Annotated in this window: 18 protein-coding genes; 6 read left to right on the plus strand and 12 right to left on the minus strand. The window is 71.8% G+C overall.

Annotated features, from left to right (window positions below; translation table 11 throughout):
- Positions 1–48 precede the first annotated feature (48 nt).
- Positions 49–1119 (plus strand): class I SAM-dependent methyltransferase, encoded by a 1071-nt coding sequence (locus ABZX11_RS14955; RefSeq protein ID WP_354913315.1) that lies wholly within the window; start codon positions 49–51, stop codon positions 1117–1119.
- Between the two features lie 27 nt (positions 1120–1146).
- Here ABZX11_RS14955 and ABZX11_RS14960 read toward each other — a convergent pair whose 3' ends face one another.
- The 3 genes from ABZX11_RS14960 to ABZX11_RS14970 all read right to left on the minus strand — a co-directional run bounded on the left by ABZX11_RS14960 (position 1147) and on the right by ABZX11_RS14970 (position 3792).
- Entirely contained in the window at positions 1147–1962 is an 816-nt protein-coding gene (locus ABZX11_RS14960) for an isocitrate lyase/phosphoenolpyruvate mutase family protein (protein WP_176171451.1), read from the minus strand.
- Between the two features lie 19 nt (positions 1963–1981).
- Positions 1982–3337 (minus strand): AlkA N-terminal domain-containing protein, encoded by a 1356-nt coding sequence (locus ABZX11_RS14965; protein ID WP_354913318.1) that lies wholly within the window; start codon positions 3335–3337, stop codon positions 1982–1984.
- A 71-nt stretch (positions 3338–3408) separates the two neighbouring features.
- Positions 3409–3792, minus strand: a complete 384-nt coding sequence (locus tag ABZX11_RS14970; RefSeq protein ID WP_354913320.1) for a hypothetical protein — start codon at positions 3790–3792, stop codon at positions 3409–3411.
- Between the two features lie 347 nt (positions 3793–4139).
- Here ABZX11_RS14970 and ABZX11_RS14975 point away from each other — a divergent pair, with 347 nt between their 5' ends.
- Positions 4140–5033 carry a winged helix-turn-helix domain-containing protein gene (locus ABZX11_RS14975; RefSeq protein ID WP_354913322.1) on the plus strand — a complete coding sequence of 298 codons (894 nt, stop codon included), beginning with the start codon at positions 4140–4142 and terminating at the stop codon, positions 5031–5033.
- 84 nt (positions 5034–5117) lie between these two features.
- On the opposite strand, the gene ABZX11_RS14980 is transcribed toward ABZX11_RS14975, so the two are convergent.
- The gene (locus tag ABZX11_RS14980) at positions 5118–5633 is read right to left on the minus strand and encodes a DUF2690 domain-containing protein (protein WP_354913324.1); all 516 of its coding nucleotides are present in this window, start codon (positions 5631–5633) and stop codon (positions 5118–5120) included.
- Positions 5634–5769: 136 nt separating this feature from the next.
- Entirely contained in the window at positions 5770–6972 is a 1203-nt protein-coding gene (locus ABZX11_RS14985; RefSeq protein WP_354913326.1) for a cytochrome P450, read from the minus strand.
- Between the two features lie 77 nt (positions 6973–7049).
- Here ABZX11_RS14985 and ABZX11_RS14990 point away from each other — a divergent pair, with 77 nt between their 5' ends.
- A complete protein-coding gene (locus ABZX11_RS14990) occupies positions 7050–9005 on the plus strand; it encodes an NB-ARC domain-containing protein (protein WP_354913328.1) in 1956 nt (651 codons plus the stop codon).
- A 46-nt stretch (positions 9006–9051) separates the two neighbouring features.
- On the opposite strand, the gene ABZX11_RS14995 is transcribed toward ABZX11_RS14990, so the two are convergent.
- The 4 genes from ABZX11_RS14995 to ABZX11_RS15010 form a co-directional block, all read right to left on the minus strand.
- Positions 9052–9213 (minus strand): hypothetical protein, encoded by a 162-nt coding sequence (locus ABZX11_RS14995; RefSeq protein ID WP_354913330.1) that lies wholly within the window; start codon positions 9211–9213, stop codon positions 9052–9054.
- The gene (locus ABZX11_RS15000; RefSeq protein ID WP_176171444.1) at positions 9210–9671 is read right to left on the minus strand and encodes a VOC family protein; all 462 of its coding nucleotides are present in this window, start codon (positions 9669–9671) and stop codon (positions 9210–9212) included. The genes ABZX11_RS14995 and ABZX11_RS15000 overlap by 4 nt, the downstream gene beginning before the upstream one ends.
- Positions 9672–9752: 81 nt before the next feature.
- Positions 9753–11420, minus strand: coding sequence for an MOSC and FAD-binding oxidoreductase domain-containing protein (locus ABZX11_RS15005; protein WP_354913332.1), 1668 nt, complete (start codon positions 11418–11420; stop codon positions 9753–9755).
- Between the two features lie 11 nt (positions 11421–11431).
- A complete protein-coding gene (locus tag ABZX11_RS15010) occupies positions 11432–11956 on the minus strand; it encodes a CGNR zinc finger domain-containing protein (RefSeq protein WP_354913334.1) in 525 nt (174 codons plus the stop codon).
- 73 nt (positions 11957–12029) lie between these two features.
- Here ABZX11_RS15010 and ABZX11_RS15015 point away from each other — a divergent pair, with 73 nt between their 5' ends.
- Together ABZX11_RS15015 and ABZX11_RS15020 are read left to right on the plus strand one after the other, a co-directional pair.
- Positions 12030–12776 carry a DUF427 domain-containing protein gene (locus tag ABZX11_RS15015; protein ID WP_354913336.1) on the plus strand — a complete coding sequence of 249 codons (747 nt, stop codon included), beginning with the start codon at positions 12030–12032 and terminating at the stop codon, positions 12774–12776.
- A 1-nt stretch (position 12777) separates the two neighbouring features.
- On the plus strand, positions 12778–13491 hold the full coding sequence (locus tag ABZX11_RS15020; protein ID WP_354913338.1) for an SDR family oxidoreductase: 714 nt from the start codon (positions 12778–12780) through the stop codon (positions 13489–13491).
- A 1-nt stretch (position 13492) separates the two neighbouring features.
- Here the strand turns inward: ABZX11_RS15020 and ABZX11_RS15025 are convergent, their stop codons facing one another.
- The 3 genes from ABZX11_RS15025 to ABZX11_RS15035 all read right to left on the minus strand — a co-directional run bounded on the left by ABZX11_RS15025 (position 13493) and on the right by ABZX11_RS15035 (position 17581).
- Positions 13493–15829: a cyclic nucleotide-binding domain-containing protein gene (locus ABZX11_RS15025; RefSeq protein WP_354913340.1), complete on the minus strand. Its 2337-nt coding sequence runs from the start codon at positions 15827–15829 to the stop codon at positions 13493–13495.
- Positions 15826–16860: a hypothetical protein gene (locus ABZX11_RS15030; RefSeq protein WP_354913342.1), complete on the minus strand. Its 1035-nt coding sequence runs from the start codon at positions 16858–16860 to the stop codon at positions 15826–15828. Before ABZX11_RS15030 ends, ABZX11_RS15025 begins: the two co-directional genes overlap by 4 nt.
- Before the next feature lie 109 nt (positions 16861–16969).
- Positions 16970–17581, minus strand: coding sequence for a TetR/AcrR family transcriptional regulator (locus ABZX11_RS15035; protein WP_354913344.1), 612 nt, complete (start codon positions 17579–17581; stop codon positions 16970–16972).
- Positions 17582–17731: 150 nt separating this feature from the next.
- Between ABZX11_RS15035 and ABZX11_RS15040 the strand changes: the two genes are divergently transcribed.
- Positions 17732–18328 (plus strand): NAD(P)-binding domain-containing protein, encoded by a 597-nt coding sequence (locus ABZX11_RS15040; RefSeq protein ID WP_354913346.1) that lies wholly within the window; start codon positions 17732–17734, stop codon positions 18326–18328.
- Positions 18329–18332 lie beyond the last annotated feature (4 nt).

Here is an 18332-nt window from a genome sequence, read left to right on the forward strand (position 1 = left end):
CGTTCGACGGTGCACCGCACGGTGGTCCGCGCACTAGGCTCCGCCTCCATGATCGAGGACGACGTCCCCGCCGATCCGGTCGCCTTGCGCCGTCCGGCCTACCTGGCTGACCTGGCCGGTGGCGTGGACCGGTTCTTCGAGCCCCGCCGCACCAGTTGTCCGTGGTGTGCCTCGGAGGCACTCAGTGCCCGGGTGCGCACGACGGACCTGCTGCAGCACAAGCCGGGCCGGTTCGTGCTCGACGAATGCCGGGACTGCGGGCACGTCTTCCAGAACCCGCGGCTGAACCCGGCCGGGCTCGAGCTGTACTACCGGGACTGCTACGACGGGCTCGGCGAACAGAACATGACCGGGATGTTCGAGAGCAACCGAGCGGGCTACCGCTCCCGGGCCGAGCTGGCCCGGGACAACGGCGCCGCGGGCGAGTGGCTCGACGTCGGCATGGGACACGGGCACTTCTGCCAGGAAGCCGCCGCGGTGCTGCCCGGTGTCGCGTTCGACGGTCTCGACCTCGGCGACGCGGTCGAGCTGGCGCGCCGGGAGGGCCGGATCCGGACCGGTTACCAGGGTTCGTTCGTGGACCTGGCCGAGGACCTCGCCAGGCGCTACGACGTGGTCAGCATGTACCACTACCTCGAACACACCACGGACCCCCGGCGAGAGCTGGCGGCGGCGGGAACGGTGCTGCGGCCGGGCGGCCTGCTGGCGATCGAGCTGCCCGATCCGGAATGCCGCTGGGCGGGGGTGCTCGGCCGGTGGTGGATGCCGTGGCTGCAGCCCCAGCACCTGAACCTGATGCCGATCGGCAACCTCCGCGCGGAGCTGGCGGCCCACGGGTTCACGGTGGTCGCCGAGCAGCGCGGCGAGCCGCACGCCGCGATCGACGTGCTGGCCGCCGCGCTCATGGTGGTCAACGCGCTGACCATCGCCGGGGAGGACCTTCCGTGGCGGGCCACCCCGCCGGCACGGTGGCGGCGGATCCTGCGCAAGGCGACATTCGTCGCGTGCGTGCCGGTGTTCGTGCTGGCCTCGCTCGTGGACCGGATCACCGCGCCGCTCGGCCGGCGGCGCGGGTGGTCCAACGCCTACCGGGTGGTGGCCCGCCGGGACGCCGGTTAGCCGTCCGGGAAAGCCTTGGTGCCGAACTCAGCCGGACACCGCGCTGTTGATCGCGCCGAAGTCGACACCGCCTTCCAACGCGGTGTAGGTACCGTGTTCGAGCAGTTCGGCCGCGGCCCGCTGGGCGACGGCGTAGGCGGCCTGCGCGATCGCCGTGCCGACGCTGATCCGGCGGACGCCGATCGCGGCCAGCTCCGCGACCGTCGGCGCGCCCGGCCACACCATGACGTTGACCGGCAGCGGGCTCTCCTTCACCAGTACCTCGAGCGTGTCCAGGTCGACCAGGCCGGGCACGAAGAGGCTGTCCGCGCCCGCGGCGGCGTAGGCGCCCGCGCGGGTCAGGACGTCGTCCAGCCGGCCCTCGGGTGCGCCGATGCCGAACAGGTGGACGTCGGTGCGGATGTTGAGCCACAGCTCGGGCAGGCCGGCCGCCGTCGCCGCTTCGCGGGCGGCGCGGATCCGCTCGGCCTGCGCCGGGGCGTCGAACAGCGGGCCGCCGGGGGCGGTCGAATCCTCCAGGTTGATCCCCACCGCGCCGGCCTCGACGACCGCGCGGACGGTGGCCGCGACGTCGTCGTAGCCGCCCTCGATGTCGGCGGTCACCGGGACGTCGACGACCCGGACGATCCGCGCGACCAGCGCCGCCATCTCCTCGCGCGTCAGGCCGTGCCCGTCGGGGCGTCCCGCGGACCAGGCGACCCCGCCGCTGGTGGTGGCGATCGCCGGGGCGCCGGCCCGCGCGATGAGGGCCGCGCTGGCGGCGTCCCAGGCGTTCGGCAGCACCAGCGTGCCTTCGTGCAGGGCACGCAGTTCCTCGGCGAGTTCCCGCCGGTTCGTGGACATCCGTTCTCCTTCTCGGTGCTCAACCGGCCGATGTGGACACACCGGCGGCGATCAGGTGGGTGGCGGCGAAGGCGCGCCAGGGGTGCCAGGCGGCGGGGTCGAGTCCGCGCGACGCCGTCTCGAGGGTGAGCCCCGGGAAGGCGTCGGCGTGGCCCAGCCGCAGCGCGATCGCCTGGGCGGTGTTCGGCTCGATGCCGGGCACGGCGGTCAGCGCCGCGGTGCAGCCGGCCAGGCTCGCGCTCGCGTCGAGCAGGTGCTCGTCGGCGGCCACCGCGGCGGCGAACGTGCGCAGCGTCCGCTCGGTCGCCGCGGACAGCCGGGCCCCGGTCAGGTCCGCCTTGGCCAGGGTCGCGGCCGACGGGAACAGGTGGGTGAGGCCGTGTTCCAGGCCCGGCACCGGCCGGCCCGCCGCCTCGACCAGCCCGGCCAGCTGCCGCCGCACCCGCGTGCGGCCGCTGTGCTGGCCGAGCACGGCCGCCACGGCGATCTCGAAGGGCCCCCACGCCCCGGGCACCCGCAGGCCGGGCCGGGCGCGCAGCAGCGGGCCGAGTACCGGGTCGGCGGCGAGCGCGGCTTCGGCCGGTGCCGGGTCGGCGTCGACGCCGAACACCCGCCCGACGCGGTCGACGACGTGGATGAGGCCTTCCCAGAACGGCATGTGCGCGGTGAGCAGCAGGTGGTCGTCGCCCCCGCGCGTCACCTCGATGACGCCCGCCTCGCCGTCGAGGCTGATCGTGCGGCGGTAGACGCCGTCCCGCACCGACTCCACGCCGGGGACCGCGCGCTCGGCCAGGAACGCGCTCAGCGCCTCCCAGTGCAGGGGCGGCGAGAACGGCAGCCGCATCACCAGCCCGCCGTCCGCGGCGAGCCGGTCGGCCTTGCGGCGCCGGTTGCGCAACTCGACCGGGGAGGCGCGGAAGACCAGCTTCATGTCCCGGTTGAACTGGCGGAGGCTGCCGAACCCGGACGCGAACGCGATGTCGGCGACGGTCAGGTCGGAGTCGTCGAGCAGGCGGCGCGCGAAGTGCGCCCGCCGCGAGCGGGCCAGCCCGTCCGGCGTCACGCCGAGGTGCTCCCGGAAGAGCCGGCGCAGGTGCCGCGGCGACACCGCCAGCCGCGCGCCGAGGGCCGCCTCGGTCCCGGTGTCCAGCACCCCGGCGATGATCAGCTGCACCGCGCGGCAGACGAGCTCCGGCGCGTCGGCGGCGACCGGGCCTGCCACGCGGTACGGGCGGCAGCGCAGGCAGGCCCGGAACCCCGCCGCCTCGGCCTCGGCGGCCAGCTCGAACGTCTGCACGTTCTCCGCGAGCGGCTTCGCCCCGCACCCGGGACGGCAGTAGATGCCCGTCGTGACCACGGCCGAGAAAGTCGTCATGCCCTCAGGTTTAGGGGATCCGGGGCGGCCGGCGCTAGCCGGATCCGGACATGACCGTTCCCCGTTCCGGGCTACGCGACGAACAAGTACGCGCGGATTTCGTTGGAGTTCTCGACCCGCCAGCTGAACTGGGTGACGGTGTTCTTGGGGCACGCCTTGGCGAGCGGAACCCGGCTCTCGCCGTTGCCGGCGAACGCCTTGATGTAGGCGCACTTGCCGTCCGCTTTGGTGTCCTTCACCCAGCCGCCGATGGTGATCCCGCCCGATGCGCAGACCAGGTTCCACGCCGCCTGGCCGCCGTCGACCGTGACGTCGTCGAACTGGGCTCCGCAACCGGCGAGGATGGTCGCACCCCCCGCCGAGGGGTTTTCCCCTGCTGCCGCCGGGACGCCGACCGCCAGGCCGAGTGCGGCGATCCCGGCCGTGGTGAGCGCGATCTTCGGCAAATTCTTCATTGTTCTCCCTCCGGCTGTTTCGGCCTCTGGTGGCGCACCGCCACGAAGCCCCAGCATGGACCGGTGCTCCGTGACCGGCCATTCCCTTGCACCTGAGCGGAAACCCGCTGGTCACGCGGGATCGTCGGCGGCGTGGCCTGCGGTTTGAAACGTGGCGGCCGCTCCGTCCGATGGACCTGCTGGGAGAGCTCGCCCGGGGAGACGCGGCCTCCCCGCGGAGGCAGACGATGTTGCGGATTCACTTCGAACCCGAGGACCTCGCTCGCACTCGGGTGGCCGGTGGCGTCGATCCCGTTTGGGAGATGGTGTTCAGCCGGCTCCGGCTCCACGAACGGGACAGGAAACCGGTGTTCGAGCCGTGGGTACGGCGGGTACGCGGTGCCGAACAGGGCAGGGAAATCAAGGCCGGACTGCAGATCCTGCGCACGCTGAGCCCGCTCGGCCCGTACTTTCCCGACTTCCTCACGCCTCCCGAGGGCGCGCTGGGGCTGAAACCGGCGATCGACGCCATCCGTGCCACACCGCGCAGCCGGTTGCGCCGGGAGCTGCAGCTGCTGTCGGCGAGCGCGCCGCTGCCCGGGTGGGTGCACTCGCTGGCCGCCGGGGACGCGGAACTGCTGGAAAACCTCGGTGACGCCCTCGCGGCCTACCACCGGGTGGCGATCGAGCCGCACAGCGATTGCATCGACGCCGCCATGGAGCTCGATCGGGCCCACCGGTCCAGAGTGCTGCTGGACAGCGGCGTCGAAGGGCTGCTCCTGAGCATGCGGCCGCTGATGCGCTGGCGACCGCCGGTGCTGGAGGTCCACTACGACATCGATCGCGACCTGCGTCTCGGCGGCCGCGGTCTGCTGCTGGTGCCGTCGTACTTCTGCCGGCGCGTACCGATGGCCTTGGCCGACCCCGGCCTGCGTCCCACTTTGGTGTACCCGGTCAACCACGACTACGTCTGGAAGTGCCCGCCGGCCGCAAGCCGCTCTTCGGACCGGGCGTTGGCGACCTTGCTCGGCTCCACCCGCGCCGCGGTGCTGATGGCCGTCGGCAACGGGGCGACGACAACCGAACTGGCGCACCGGCTCGGCACGTCGCTGTCGTCCGTCAGCCGGCACACGGGGGTGCTCCGGGACGCCGGGCTCATCTCGACCTGCCGCGAGGGCGTGGCGGTGCTGCACACCAAGACGCCGCTGGGCGCGGCCCTCCTCGGATCCGGTGCGCTGACGGCGTCCCGGTCCGCCGGATGACCACGGCACTCGGCGTCGAGACCGGGACGCGGCCGCCCGGAACCTGGCCGGCGGCTGCGGCCAGGACCGGTCCGGCCAGGGGGGTCAGTACGGGTTGCGGGTGCAGATGTGGTGCGCGGTTCCGTGAGCGCGGGGGGTGAAGCAGGCCACGGACCGCTGGTCGGCGTCGTTGAGCATCATCGACCACATGGAGTTCGCCCCGTTGAGGTAGTCGGTGTTGTAGGGGTACTCCACGTCGAACGAGCTGTCCTGGTAGGACGTGTTCGGGTTTCTCTTGACCCACAACGTGTCACTGCGCTGGAGGCCGAACGCCCTCGCCCAGACGGTCCGGCACCTCGGGCTGTACCGCAGCTGGATCGTCACTCCCCAGAACGCCAGATCGGCGTTCTCGTTCGGGCCGATCGCGTCCACCGTCCGCGCGTCGCCGGAGCACTTGTACCAGTTGGCCGGCCCGCCCGGCGGGTGCACCACGAAGGTGTTGGGGTTCTCGTTGTCGCACGCGCTGCCGCACCAGTCGTCCGGGGAAGCCTGTGCCGGTGTGCTGACGAACAGCGAGGTCAGCAAAGCGACCAGGACGGCGATCACTTTCGTTCTTCGCATCGGTTTTCCTCTCCACAGGTGGTCTCGGGGCCGGAGGGCGCCAGGCTGCCAGCCCACCCGGCGTACGTCGAGACCCTTGCCGTGAGCGGAAACAGGTGCACTGTGGACTCGCCCGGCCGAAGATCTTCTCCGGCGCTCACCACGTGATCAGGAGCCGCCGGAGTCCTCGGGTCAGGCTCTCGGGCTGCCACGCCAGCTCGTCGTCCCGCTCGGCCACCTTCAGCCCGGGCGTCCTCGTCACCAGAGCGTGCAACGCGACCTGAAGTTCCATCCGCGCCAGCGGCGCGCCGAGACAGAAGTGCGCACCCCGGCCGAACGACAGGTGACGGGCCGCCTCGCGCCGGGTGACGTCGAACCGGTCGGGGTCGGGGAAGACGGCCGGGTCGCGGTTGGCCGCGTTCACCACCGGGAACACCGTCGTGCCCGCTTCGACCGTCCGGCCGGAGAATGCCACGTCCTCGCGGGTCATGCGCGGCTGGCCGGCGTGTCCCAGCGCGACCACCCGGAGCAGTTCCTCGACCGCGTTCGGCACCAGGTCCGGCTCCGCCACCAGGCGGCTCCACTCGTCCGGGTGACGGGACAGCAGCAGCACCGACTTGGCCAGCTGCGCCGTGGTGGTCTCCTGGCCGGCGCCGACCAGCAGCATCACGGTGATCAGCAGTTCGGCTTCGCTGAGCCGGTCGCCGTCCTCGTCGTGCACCTGGGTCAGTTCGGAGAGCAAGTCGTCGCCGGGATCGTGACGCTTGCGCTCGATCAACCCGAGCAGGTGGGAGGCGGCGACGGCGCCGGTCGCCGCGAACGTCTCCTGGTCGAACGCGGTGGTGATGGACATGGCTTCGATGAAGGCGAGCAGGGGCCCGCGCTCGTCGCGGGCGATGCCGAGCAGTTCGCAGATCACGATGCCCGGCAACGGCTCGGCCAGCGCGCTCACGAGGTCCGCCGTCGGTCCGGCGGCCAGCATCCGGTCCAGCAGGCCGGCCGCGATCGTCTCCACCCTCGGCCGCAGGAGTTCCACGGTGCCGGCGGTGAACGCCTTGGCCACCAGGCGACGCAGCCGCGTGTGGTCGGGCGGGTCCATGTTCGGCATCATGTCCGGCGACTGCAGGCCGGGGACGATGGTGGGGGCGTCCGGTGTCGCCAGTGCGGCGCGGCTCATCCGGGGGTCGGCCAGCGCGCGCTGGACGTCGCCGTAGCGGGTGACCAGCCGGACCTCGTGCCCGCTCGCCAGCCGGACCCGCGGCACCGGGTCGGTGTGCAGCAGCCGGATCGCCTCGGCGGCCGGATCGGTGGAGGGCGGTGCGTCGAACGGGAACAGCGGTGGTCGGCCGGGCGCTGCCATCGCGCCAGTGTGATCCGGTTCCCGCCGGGCTGTAAAGGCCGCTGGGCAAGGCTTTCCCGCCGGGGCATCCTGGTGGTATGCCTGACCGGCCCGGGGTGCGCAACGTCGTCAACGGCGACGTGACGGGGACCGTCGTGCAGGCCGGGACGGTCGTCATCGCCCGGGAACGGCCGGCGCCTCGGCAGCTGCCCGCGTCGCCGGCGCGTTTCGTGGGCCGGGCCGGCGAGCTGGCCGGGCTGGCCGACGGGCCCGGAGTGCACGCGATAGCCGGGATCGGCGGCATCGGCAAGACGTGGCTGGCGGTGCAGTGGGCCCACGCCCACCGCCACCGGTTCCCCGACGGCCAGCTGTTCGTGGACCTGCGCGGGTTTTCACCGGACCCGCCGATGGCGCCCGCGGCGGCCGTCCGGGGGTTCCTCGACGCTCTCGGCGCCGTCGACGTCCCACCCGATCCGCACGCCCAGGTCGCGCTCTACCGGAGCCTGACCGCGGACAAGCGGCTGCTGGTGGTCCTCGACAACGCCTTCGATGCGGCGCAGGTGGAGCCGCTGCTGCCTGGTGGGTCCGTGGGCACGGTGCTGGTGACCAGCCGCCGTCGGCTCAGCTCGTTGACCACCCGGCACGGCGCCCGGCACCTGGGACTCGGCGTGCTCGGCGACGCCGAGGCCCAGGAGTTGCTGGTCGCGCGGCTCGGGTCCGACCGGGTCTCCGCGGATCCCGCGGCCGCGCGGCGGATCGTGCAGCGCTGCGCGGGACTGCCGCTCGCACTGGCGATCGTGGCGAGCCGCGGCCAGCTGTCTCCCGAACTGCCGCTGGCGCGGATCGCCGAAGAGCTGGGCCGGCTCGACGACGAAGACCCGGCCACCAGCGTGCCTGCAGTCCTGTCGTGGTCGCTGCGGGCGCTGACCGGGACGCAGTCGCACGTCCTCGGGCTGCTCGCCGCCGCACCGGGCCCGGACATCGGCGGCGCCGCCGTGGCGAGTTTGGTCGGCTCGGTGGCCGAACTGCCGGCGTTGGAGCACCTGTGCCTGCTGGACAGGGGAGCCGGTGGACGCTACCGGCTGCACGACCTGATCCGGGCCGAGGTCCGCGTCGAGGACGTCGAGGCGACGCGGCGCGTGCTCGACCACTACCTGCACACCGCCCACGCGGCCGACCGCCTGCTCCAGCCGTTCGGCGCGCCCGCGGTGCTGCCGCCGCTGTCGCCGGGCTGCCTGCCGGAGGCGCCCGGCGGCATCGACGCGGCGCTGGCCTGGTTCGACGCGGAACACCAGTGCCTGCTCGCCGCGGTCGACGTCGCCGCGGCGCACGGGTGGGGCGAGCTCGTCTGGCACCTGGCGCGGACGCTGACGACCTACCACCACCGGCGTGACCACCCCGACGCCGACGTCCGCACCTGGGGGCTCGCCCTCCGCGCGCGGACGCCGGGTCCGGCCCTGATCACCTCCCACCGGCGCCTCGGCGAGGCGCTCACCCGGGCCCACCGGGGAACCGAGGGCCTGGTCCACCTGCGGGAAGCCGTCATCCTCGCCGAGCGGTCCGGGGACCTCTACCAGCTCTCGCACACCCACCGCGCCCTCGCCTGGGCGCTCGGCCGTCAGGACGACAACGCCGGGGCCCTGCGGCACGCCGAGGAGAACCTGCGCCTGTCGCGGGAGCTCGGGGGCGGCACCATCAGCGAAGCCCACGCCCTGAACGCGGTCGCCTGGTTCACGGCCCGGCAAGGCGACCTCGACCGGGCCCGCTCGTTCGCCGAAGCCGCGCTGGCCCTGCACCCCAACCCGGAAGGCGAGGCGTCCGGCCGCGAAACCCTCGGCTACATCGAGTACCACGCCGACCGCCCGGCCCGGTCGGTCGAGCACTACGAGCGAGCGCTCGCCCTGCGCCGCGCCCACGGCTACCTCCGGCACGTGGCCGGCACCCTGGACCGGATGGTCCTGCCGTTGCGCGCGCTGGGCCGGGACGAAGAAGCCGAAGCCCGGGCCGCGGAGGCGAAGGAGCTGTTCGCCCGGCTCCACGGACAGCCCGGGTGACCGGACCGCGGTCAGTCCAGGCAGAACTCGTTCCCTGCGGGATCGGTCAGCCGGCGAGCTCGGCCTGCCCGGTGCCGAACACCGCGTCGACGAGCCCGCCCAGCGCTGCCGGGAACACGGCGGCGGAGTCCCAGGCCCAGCCCGGGTTTGCCGTGCGGAGTGCGCATCTCGGCCGCCGGCTCGGCGGCCACCGCCCCGACAGGGTCAATCCAGGCAGAACTCGTTGCCTTCGGGATCGGTCATGACGATGAACCCGGCGCTCAGCGGCGGCTCGGGCTCGGAGCGGCGGACCCGGGTCGCGCCGAGGGCGACCAGCCGGCGGCACTCCGCTTCGAGCGCCGCCATCCGCTCGTCGCCCTCCAGGCCGGGTGCGGCGCGGACGTCGAGGTGGACCCGGTTCTTCGCGACCTTGTCCTCCGGCACCTGCTGGAAGAACAGGCGTGGCCCCGCACCCTCGGGATCTTCGACGGCGGAGCTGCTGGTGCGCCGCTCCTCCGGCACTCCGACCCGCTCGAGGAACTCGTCCCACGCGGCGAAGGGATCGGCGCCCGCGGGCAGCTCGACGCCGGGCGGCGCGGGGTGGACGTAGCCCAGCACCTCGCGCCAGAACGCCGAAAGCGCTCGCGGGTCGTGGGCGTCGAAGGTGATCTGGACGTGTCGGCTCATCGAGGTGGCTCCGTTGGTCGTCGGGCTGAGGTGACCCACCTTGCCACCGGATGCGGACAGCTGCGGTCCTCGATTCCGCCGTCAGAGGTCCAGGACGACGTCGTCCTGCGGCCGGGCGCAGCAGACGAGGGCTTCGTCCGGCGTTGGCGGTTCGAGCGGGTCGGGGTCGTACCGCACGTGGCCGGACAGCACCGGGGTCACGCAGGTGTGGCAGACGCCGGTGCGGCACGACCAGCGCGTCGGTACGTCGCACGCTTCGGCGAACTCGAGCAGGCTGGGGTAGCGGTCGCTCCACGGCACGGTGAGCCCGCTCCGCGCGAACGTGACCGCGGGGCCCGGTCCGGTCGCGCCGTCCGGGAGGTGCGGGGGCTTGCGGACGACGCCGGTGAGGCCCGGGTTGATCGCGGACACGCCGCCGAACAGTTCACTGTGGACCCTCGCCGGGTCGAAACCCAGTGAAACCAGGGATTCCCGCGTGGCCGTCATGAAGACGTCCGGTCCGCACAGGTAGACCGTGCCGTCGACCGGCAGGTCCGCCAGTGTCTCGCGGGTCAGCCGGCCGTGTTCCGCGGTGTAGTGGACGTGCTCGTGGCCGTGCGGAAGGCTCGCGAGCAGCTGGTGCGCTTCACCGGCGAACGCGTGTTCGGCGGCGGTCCGGGTGGTGTGCAGCCACCAGACCTCCCGTGACGTCCGGTTCGCGGCGAGGGCGTGCAGCATGGCCAGGACCGGCGTCACGCCGATGCCCGCGGAGACGAGGACCACGGGACGGTCGTCCTCGGTCAGCACGAAGTCGCCCCGGGGTGCCGCGACGTCCACGACCGCGCCGGCGGCCAGCTGCGCGTGGAGGTAGCTGCTGACGACGCCGTCCCGTTTGACGCTGATGCGGTATTCGCGGTCCGAGGGCGTGGCCGAAAGGGAGTAGCTGCGGACCGGTGCCGGGTCGCCGGCGCCGGGAACGCGCAGGGTGAGGTACTGGCCCGGCTCGGGGCGGGGGAGCGGCGCGCCGTCCTCGGCGGCCAGGTGGAGGGAGACCACGGTCGTGCTCTCGGGCACCACGCGGGTGACGCGCAGCGGCCGGAACCCGCTCCAGCCGCGGGCCGCCGGTGGTTCCTCGGCCAGCAGGTCCCGGAACGATCCCTGCCAGCCGGGACTGAGCGCCGGGATGTCGAGGGCCTTGCGCAGCGTTTCGCGGTCGCGGCCGGGCAGGTAGAGGAGTGCGTCGACGTCCGCGACGCTCAGTTCGTGCCGGCCGGTCCGGGTGCGGACGATCTCGTCGCCGGCCTGGACGTGGCCTTCGGTGATGACCCGCAGGTAGAAGCCGGGCCGGTGGTGCGCCACCAGCAGGGAGGGCATCCGCGGCTCGCCCAGGCGCATCCCGACGCGGAAGCACGTCACGCGCGGCTGGGTGACCTCGAACTCGGCCTCGCCGATGCGGTACCGGTCGCCGATGTGCACTTCGTCGTCGGGCAGGCCGTCGACGGTGAAGTTCTCGCCGAACTGACCGTCCTCGAGGTCTTCACGGCCGAGAAAGCGTCGCCAGTGTTCGTAGGACTGGCGCTGGTAGACGAGCACCGCGCGGTTCTCGCCGCCGTGGCCGCCGAGGTCACCTTGCCCGTCACCGTCGATGTTGAGCCGCCGGACCATGCGGCGGCCGTCGACCGGGTACTTGAAGATTCCCGTGTGGACGGTCCGGCCCTGCCAGGGCACGTCCCGGGGCAGTCCGAGGTTCAGTGACACCAAGCGGGCCATGGTCGTCTCCTTCAGTCCGCGGCGGTCCGGGTGCGCCGGTAGTGCCGCCGGGCCTTCATGCGGTTGCCGCACACGGCCATCGAACACCAGCGGGCGCTGTTGGGTTTGCTGTGGTCGATCAGGAACAGCCGGCATTCCGGGTTGGCGCACGGGCGCAGCCGGCCGGGGCTCGACTTGGCGAGCGCGTCCCAGGCCAGCGTGGCACGGGCGGCGGCGGACCGGCCGGCCGGGAGGTCGAGGACCCACTCGACGCCGTCGTCGCCGAACGCGGCCCGGTAGCTCGCGCCGTCGACGAACCGCGCGGCCGCGGCGGGGGAGGCATCACCGCGCACCGTGGCCTGCAGGGCTGAGCGGGCGTCGAGCAGGGCGCGGAGCTCGTCGTCGGTGGCCGGCTGCCCGTGGGCGGCGAGCCACTCCCGGCCCGCCCGCGGGTCGGCGAGGTCGTCTTCGGCCCGGCCGTCCCGGACCGGGGTGGTGTTGAGCAGGTCGAGCAGCAGCGTCTCGTCGGTCGTCGCCAACCTAACCTCCAAACTCATGCTTGACAGGTTACAGCAGCCGGTGCTTCCCTGTCTAACCATGAAACGTAGGTTTGAGGGTTAGGAGGACGTCATGGGATTGGCCTGGCAGCAGGGACCACTGGCCACGCGGGCGGTGGGCCACTTCCTGGTCGAGCAGCCGCTGCCCGAGCGGCTGCTGTTCGCCGAGCCGCTGCGGCGGCGGATGCGCGTGCGGTTCGGCGGCGAATGGGTGGCCGACAGCGAGGACGTCGTCCTGCTGCACGAACCCGGTCGTTACCCGGTCGCGTACTTCCCGGTCGCCGACGTCCGCGAGGACGTGCTGGTGGCCGGGAACCGGACGACGACCCACCGCGAGCTCGGCCCGGCCGAGTGGTTCACCGTGCGCGTGGCCGGCCACGAGGCACCGCGCGCGGCCTGGCGCCACACCGGTCTCCCCGGCCACGCCGACGTGCTGCGCGACCGCGTCGCCTTCGCTTGGCGGGCGATGGACGCGTTCTACGAAGAGGACGAGCGGATCGTCGGGCACGCGGCCGACCCGTACCACCGCATCGACCTCGCCGCGTTGACGCCGGTCGAGGGCGAGACGTTCTGCCCGTACAAGGGGCTGGCCGGCTACTTCGACATCGGGCCGGGCAAGCGCGCCGCCTGGTCGTACCCCGAGGCGTGGCCCGAGGTCGAGCGCGTGTCGGGGTTCGTGTCGTTCGAGCCGGATCTCGTCGACGTGACCCTCGACGGCCGCAAGCTGGCGCTCGAACCGGGCCAGACGGTCACCCCGCACGGCATCGACCGGGGCCTCGACCCCGGCGAGCTGCGTTCGCCGGTTCCGGGAGGGAACTGAAATGGCTTCGCTGGAGGGCCGCAGGATCCTCGTCATCGGCCGCGGAAGTGGCATCGCGAGGGCGGTGACGTCGGCGCTGCGGACGGCCGGGGCGCAGGTCGTGGCGGCCGGGCGGGACCGGCCGGCGCTGGCCGAGGCCTACGACGACCCGGGTGTCGAGACCGCGTACGTCGACCTGACCGACGAGACCGTTGTCGCGGCACTGGCCGAAGAGCTCGGCCGGGTCGACCACGTCGTGTCGACCGCGTCGGCCCGGGCCCGTGGCACGGTGGCGGAACTCGCGCACGACGTCGTGCGCCGGTCGTTCGACGTGAAGGTGCTCGGGCCTCTGCTGCTGGCGAAGCACTTCGCCCCACGCCTTCCCGCCGACGGCTCGTTCGTGTTCTTCTCGGGTTCGTCCGCGCGGAAGGCGGTCGCCGGCATGCCTGCCGTCGGGGCCACGAACGCCTCGGTGGACGCGCTGGTCCGCGGACTGGCGGTGGAGCTGGCGCCGCTGCGGGTGAACGCGATCTCGCCGGGCACGGTCGACACCGGGGCCTACGACGCTCTCGGCGAGCAGAGGAAGGCCGAGTTGTTCGCTGCCCGCGCAGCCACGAGCCCGGCGCGGCGCATCGGACGTCCGGAGGAAATCGCCGAAGCGGTCGTCTTCGCGCTGGGAAGCTCTTTCCTGACCGGGGTTTCCCTCGCCGTCGACGGCGGTGAGCCGCTCGTCTGAGCTACTCGCCGTCGCCGGTGTCCTGCGGGGTGCGCGCGGACCTGATGTACTCGCACAGATCCTCGAAGTCCCGGTCCTGCCGGAAGTACTGCCGTTTCGCGTCCCGGAACACCTCCGGGATCGCTTCGTCGACACTCTCGTGGTCGTGGAGTTTGAGCACGAGGACGTGGGGCTCACCCGGCCGGTCGACGTCCAGGTTGAGCAACGAGTCGAGGCCGCGGCTCGCCCACTCGGTGGCGTTGAGGTTCGCCGTCGCGCACAGGAGCAGGAACCGGCCGGTCATCAACCCCTTTTCGATCGCTTTGCGCGTCGAGTCGTCGGGTTGCAGTTCCATGTCGTCGTAATAGGCCCTGATCCGGTGCTCGGCCCACAACCGGTTCTTGAGCTCCAGGACGGCCTGCCGGTCCTCGCCGGCGTGACACAGGTAGACGTCGTATTCGTACTCGGGTGGCACCCGCCCCACCGCGCTCTCGAGCGTTTCGTGAAGCTCTTGACGCAGCTTGAGGGAGAGCCGGCCGACACCTCGGGCGCCGATCCACAGCACCATGATCGGCTCGTCGACGCGCTCGTACGTGCTGGCCTGCTTGGCGAAGACCTTGGGCACGTCGACCCAGAGGAGGGGACATTCGGCGCCGGAGAGCGTCGCCTTGACCGGCGTCTGCGACCGGACGCTCCCCGACACCAGGATGAACACGCCGCGCTCGGGGTCCATTTTGGTCAGTTCGGCCGTCACGTGGGCGATCTCGAGGGTGAAGCCCCCGTCGGCCACCGTGACGAGTTCGGTCTCGGGCAACAGGGCGCGGACATTCGCCTTCCACGGCTCGAGTCCGCTGTCACGCGGGGAACTGAGGGCGGGCGCGACACTGAGCGGCCCGCGCCGGCCGGAGCCGAGGAGGTACCGCGCCACCTGGATCGTGTGCTGCACCACGCGGTCCAGGAGGAACCGGTGCCATTGCCGGGCGGCGTCCCGGACCGCTTCCTTGTCCGCGTTGGAGAACCGGTCCTGGACCTCCTCGCCGATGAACGACAGGAGCGCCACGTCGCTCATCGCGACCAGGTCGGCCGTCCGGGTGCGCTTCAGGACAGTCGCCAGTTCGCCGACGATTTCGCCCGGCAGGTGCACGTGCTTCGGCTCGGCTGTGCCGCCGTACCCCTTGCCCTCCAGGTTGTACACCCCGACCTCGCCGTGCAGGATGACGAACAGGGACTCGCCGGGGTCGTTGACCTGGCAGATGATGTCTCCGCGCGCGCGTTCGACCAGGTGGCCGAGCTTCAACATCGCGGTCAGCTCGTCCGGTCTCAGCAGTTCGAGGAAACTCCGGTTCTCGAGGGTGTCGGATTTCAAGAGCCGCGAAGCCTCCTCGAGATAAGGCTCGATCTTCTCGTCCGCAGCATTCATCTGCGAAATTCTCTTCGCGTAGTAGAGGGCTTCCCAGCCGTTTCCCTCGGCGAGGCTCTCTTTCAGAGAATTGTAGTCGTCCTGTTCGCCTTCGGGCCATTTGGACGACACGCCGTCGAAAGACATCAAGGAGAGCAGTTGCCGGGTGGTCGTGCGATCCACGCGAAGACGTTCGTTGTGGAAGGAGACGCTCAGAGCGATCAAGGTCGAACTGATCCCGCGCCGGAACGCGTCGGACACCACGATGCCGTCGCCGGTGGCCTGCCGGATCAGCCACCCGGCGAAGTTGATCCCGGCGCCGACGGCCTGCACGCGCTCGTCGGCCCCGACGATGGTCGCGACCTTGCCGACGTGGCCGGTGATGCGGAGCGGGATGCCCTCGTCGTGGGCCCACGACCACAGGTCACCCAGGAGCAGGACGACGTCCACGTGCCAGTTCTCGCCGAAGAAGATGACATGGCCGCCGTCGCCACCGGAAGACCACACGACCTGTCTTCCCGCACAACGCCGGATCGTGTCGGCCACGATCTTGTTGATCGCCGTGACCCGGCGCACCTGGTCTCCGCCGTTCGTGGCGGAGTGCCCGAGGATGTCGCAGGACACCACCGCAACCTCTTCGAATTCCACCGCTTCGGGTGGATTCCCGGGGATCACCGGATCGTCGGTACGCTCTGCCGTGTTGCCGGTCGGACTGCGGCCGCCTGCACGTGCCCGATCGGCGGCGAGCAGCTGGGCCAGGTCCTCCCGGCCGATCTTGTTCAGCGCATCCGGCAGGAGGTCTTCCTTGCCCCGGTCGACCAGCCAATCCCGGATCTGGCGCGGCTCGTTGCCCGGCCGGAAGGCCCGCTTGTCGCGCGCCGGGATCTCCAGGATGTCCGCGAGGTCCTCCCAGCTCTCGCCGAGCCGGCCGTAGAACTCCAGCAGCACCTTGCCGTTCACGGCCGGTCATCCCGCATGAGCCGGGCCAGATCATCCCGGCCGACTTCGCCGAGCACGTCGGGAACCAGCGGGAGCTTGCCGCGGGCGTCCAGCCATTCCCAGAGGTCGCGGGGTTCGTTGCCCGGCCGGAAGCGCGCCGTTTCGTGGGCCGGAACTTCGAAGAAGTCCGCCAGTTCCACCCAGCTGTCGCGCAGGCGACGGCAGAACTGGATCTTCACGGCCCCGGAAAAGCCGGGCGCGCCCGAAACCGGCGTGGCCTGCGGGCGCTCCGGTTCCGGCTGGATCGCCGGGTTGCGCAGCAGCGCGACGGCGAATCGCGCAGCGGACTCGGCGGCGTAGGCGTGCCAGTCGTCGCCCTTGGCCGGATCGGCGAAATCGCTGACCGCTTTGACCATCAGGAACTCCGGGTGGCCGCGGTAGGCGGCGATCCCGGCGCCGAACGCCTCCATCTCGAGCCCGACGGCCTTCGGCCAGGCCTTCCGCAGTTCCGGGACGGTGGTCTCGTCCGCCACGATTTTTTCGCCCGAGAACACCGGGCCGAAGTGCGCGCACGGAACGACGCGGCCGCCGTGCCCGTCCGGCCGCGACGCTGCGACATCCAGCGCCCATTCGCGGGGCGCCAGCCCGCGCGCCGCCTGCAGGAGTTTCCAGCTCGGCTGGACGACCTCGTACCGCCGCTCGACCTCGTGGGGGCGCACCTTCGCCCGCTCGTAGCCGACGATCTGGTCGGGGACCACGACGTCACCGAGACGAAGATCGTCACCGGCTTCCTCGATGCCGGCCGAGATGCCGACCAGCAGGAGGTAGGCGGGGTTCCAGATGCTGATGGCCAGCGTCGCCGCCTGGGCGGAGCTCGCATTGCCCATGCCGCCCATCGGAAACGCCAGTGCGGTCAGTGCTCCCACCCGGCCGGCGTGCAGCATCTGCCCCTGCCACGGGTGGTCGGTGCAGTCGCCCAGAGCGCGCACCACCGCAGCGTCCTCCTCGGGGAGCGCTGTGAGGACCACAGCGTCGACGTGGGCGACAGCCATCTCGCCAGACTATCGCCTGCACCCCGTCACGGTGTGGCCGACGCGACAAGCCGCGGACGGCGTCGTGAGTGTCATGGTTTTGTCCACTTCCCCGCGAAAGGCGCAGCTCTCAGTACTTCTTGAGCTGCTTCCGGTTGACCGCCAGGATTTCGTTCGACAGCGCCGGCGCGGCTTCGGCGACGGCCCGGGACAGGGTCAGCGCCCCGACCATCTGGCTGAACAACGCCACCGCGCGTTCGCGGGCTTCCGCGGGCGTGAGCTCGGTGCCGGACTGGCGCGCGCGGTCGAGCAGCATGTCCGTGATCTTGGCGAAGTAGCCGTCGAGCCCCCGCCGGTATTCGGCCTGGGCAGCCGTGCCGTGACGGCCGGCGTCGGTGACGAGGGCCGCCGAGGCGCAGCCGTCCTCGGGGTGGTCGCGGTGCTCGGCGTTGACGTAACCGTCGACCATGTCGTGCAGGGCCGCACGCGCCGAGCGCGGGTGTGCCGCGCGGATGGCGTCGAGTGCGGCGAGCGAGTCGGTGAAGCCTTGGTGCAGGACTTCGAGGGCGAGGTCGTCCTTCGAGGCGAAGTGGTTGTAGAACCCGCCGTGCGTCATGCCGGCCGCCTTCATCACCTCTTCGAGGCCGATGCCGTCGATGCCGCGCAGCCGGAACCCTTCGCCGGCCGCGCTGACGATCTTCTCGCGGTTGAGCTGCTTCTGCTCCTGCGTGATGCGGGGCACGTCGACCACCTTCCCTGGCGGGCCCACCGCCACCTGGTGATGATACGCATCATCAAAACGAGTGTCCACGGCGGAGCTTGACAGACAATGATGACGGTGGCCATCATTGCTTTTGATGTCAGACGTCATCAAAACCGGGAGGGGCTGGTCGTGAACTTCGGAACCATCGGCGGCGGGACGGTCGCGCAGGCCATCGCCGGCCACCTCGTGGCGGCCGGACACAAGGTCGTCCTCAGCAACAGCCGCGGCCCGGACACGCTGCTCGACGTGGTGACCCGCCTGGGCCCGCTCGCGAGCGCGGCCACGGTCGAGGAGGCCGCCGCGGCCGACGTGGTCTTCCTCGCGGTGCGCTGGCCGCAGGTGGGCGACGCACTGGCCGGGCTGCCCGCGTGGGACGGCCGCATCCTGGTCGACACCACCAACAACCTGGGTTCGACGTTGCCGGCCCTCGCCGATCCGGGTGTGGAGACGGCGAGCGAGTTCGTCGCGAGCCGGGCGCCGGGCGCGCACGTGGTCAAGGCGTTCAACACCCTCTACGCGAAATTCATCGCGGCCGATCCCCGGCACCCGCAAGGGCGGCAGCTGCTCTTCTACGCCGGTGACGACGCCGTGGCCAAAGCCGCGTTCCACGAAGTCGCCGACGAAATCGGCTTCGCCCCGGTCGACGCCGGGACGCTGCGCGAGGGCGGCCGCCTGATGCAGATCGGCGGTCCGCTCTCGGCCCTGCACGCCCTGAAGCAGGACTGAAGCC

The sequence above is a fragment of the Amycolatopsis sp. NPDC004169 genome (genome assembly GCF_040610315.1).
Lineage (GTDB): Bacteria > Actinomycetota > Actinomycetes > Mycobacteriales > Pseudonocardiaceae > Amycolatopsis.

Excerpts from the sequence above, each read along its gene's own strand:
- ABZX11_RS14955 (WP_354913315.1), top strand. The coding sequence starts at position 49 with ATGATCGAGGACGACGTCCCCGCCGATCCGGTCGCCTTGCGCCGTCCG.
- ABZX11_RS14960 (WP_176171451.1), bottom strand. The coding sequence starts at position 1,962 with ATGTCCACGAACCGGCGGGAACTCGCCGAGGAACTGCGTGCCCTGCAC.
- ABZX11_RS14965 (WP_354913318.1), bottom strand. The coding sequence starts at position 3,337 with ATGACGACTTTCTCGGCCGTGGTCACGACGGGCATCTACTGCCGTCCC.
- ABZX11_RS14970 (WP_354913320.1), bottom strand. The coding sequence starts at position 3,792 with ATGAAGAATTTGCCGAAGATCGCGCTCACCACGGCCGGGATCGCCGCA.
- ABZX11_RS14980 (WP_354913324.1), bottom strand. The coding sequence starts at position 5,633 with ATGCGAAGAACGAAAGTGATCGCCGTCCTGGTCGCTTTGCTGACCTCG.
- ABZX11_RS14985 (WP_354913326.1), bottom strand. The coding sequence starts at position 6,972 with ATGGCAGCGCCCGGCCGACCACCGCTGTTCCCGTTCGACGCACCGCCC.
- ABZX11_RS14990 (WP_354913328.1), top strand. The coding sequence starts at position 7,050 with ATGCCTGACCGGCCCGGGGTGCGCAACGTCGTCAACGGCGACGTGACG.
- ABZX11_RS15000 (WP_176171444.1), bottom strand. The coding sequence starts at position 9,671 with ATGAGCCGACACGTCCAGATCACCTTCGACGCCCACGACCCGCGAGCG.
- ABZX11_RS15005 (WP_354913332.1), bottom strand. The coding sequence starts at position 11,420 with ATGGCCCGCTTGGTGTCACTGAACCTCGGACTGCCCCGGGACGTGCCC.
- ABZX11_RS15010 (WP_354913334.1), bottom strand. The coding sequence starts at position 11,956 with ATGAGTTTGGAGGTTAGGTTGGCGACGACCGACGAGACGCTGCTGCTC.
- ABZX11_RS15015 (WP_354913336.1), top strand. The coding sequence starts at position 12,030 with ATGGGATTGGCCTGGCAGCAGGGACCACTGGCCACGCGGGCGGTGGGC.
- ABZX11_RS15020 (WP_354913338.1), top strand. The coding sequence starts at position 12,778 with ATGGCTTCGCTGGAGGGCCGCAGGATCCTCGTCATCGGCCGCGGAAGT.
- ABZX11_RS15030 (WP_354913342.1), bottom strand. The coding sequence starts at position 16,860 with ATGGCTGTCGCCCACGTCGACGCTGTGGTCCTCACAGCGCTCCCCGAG.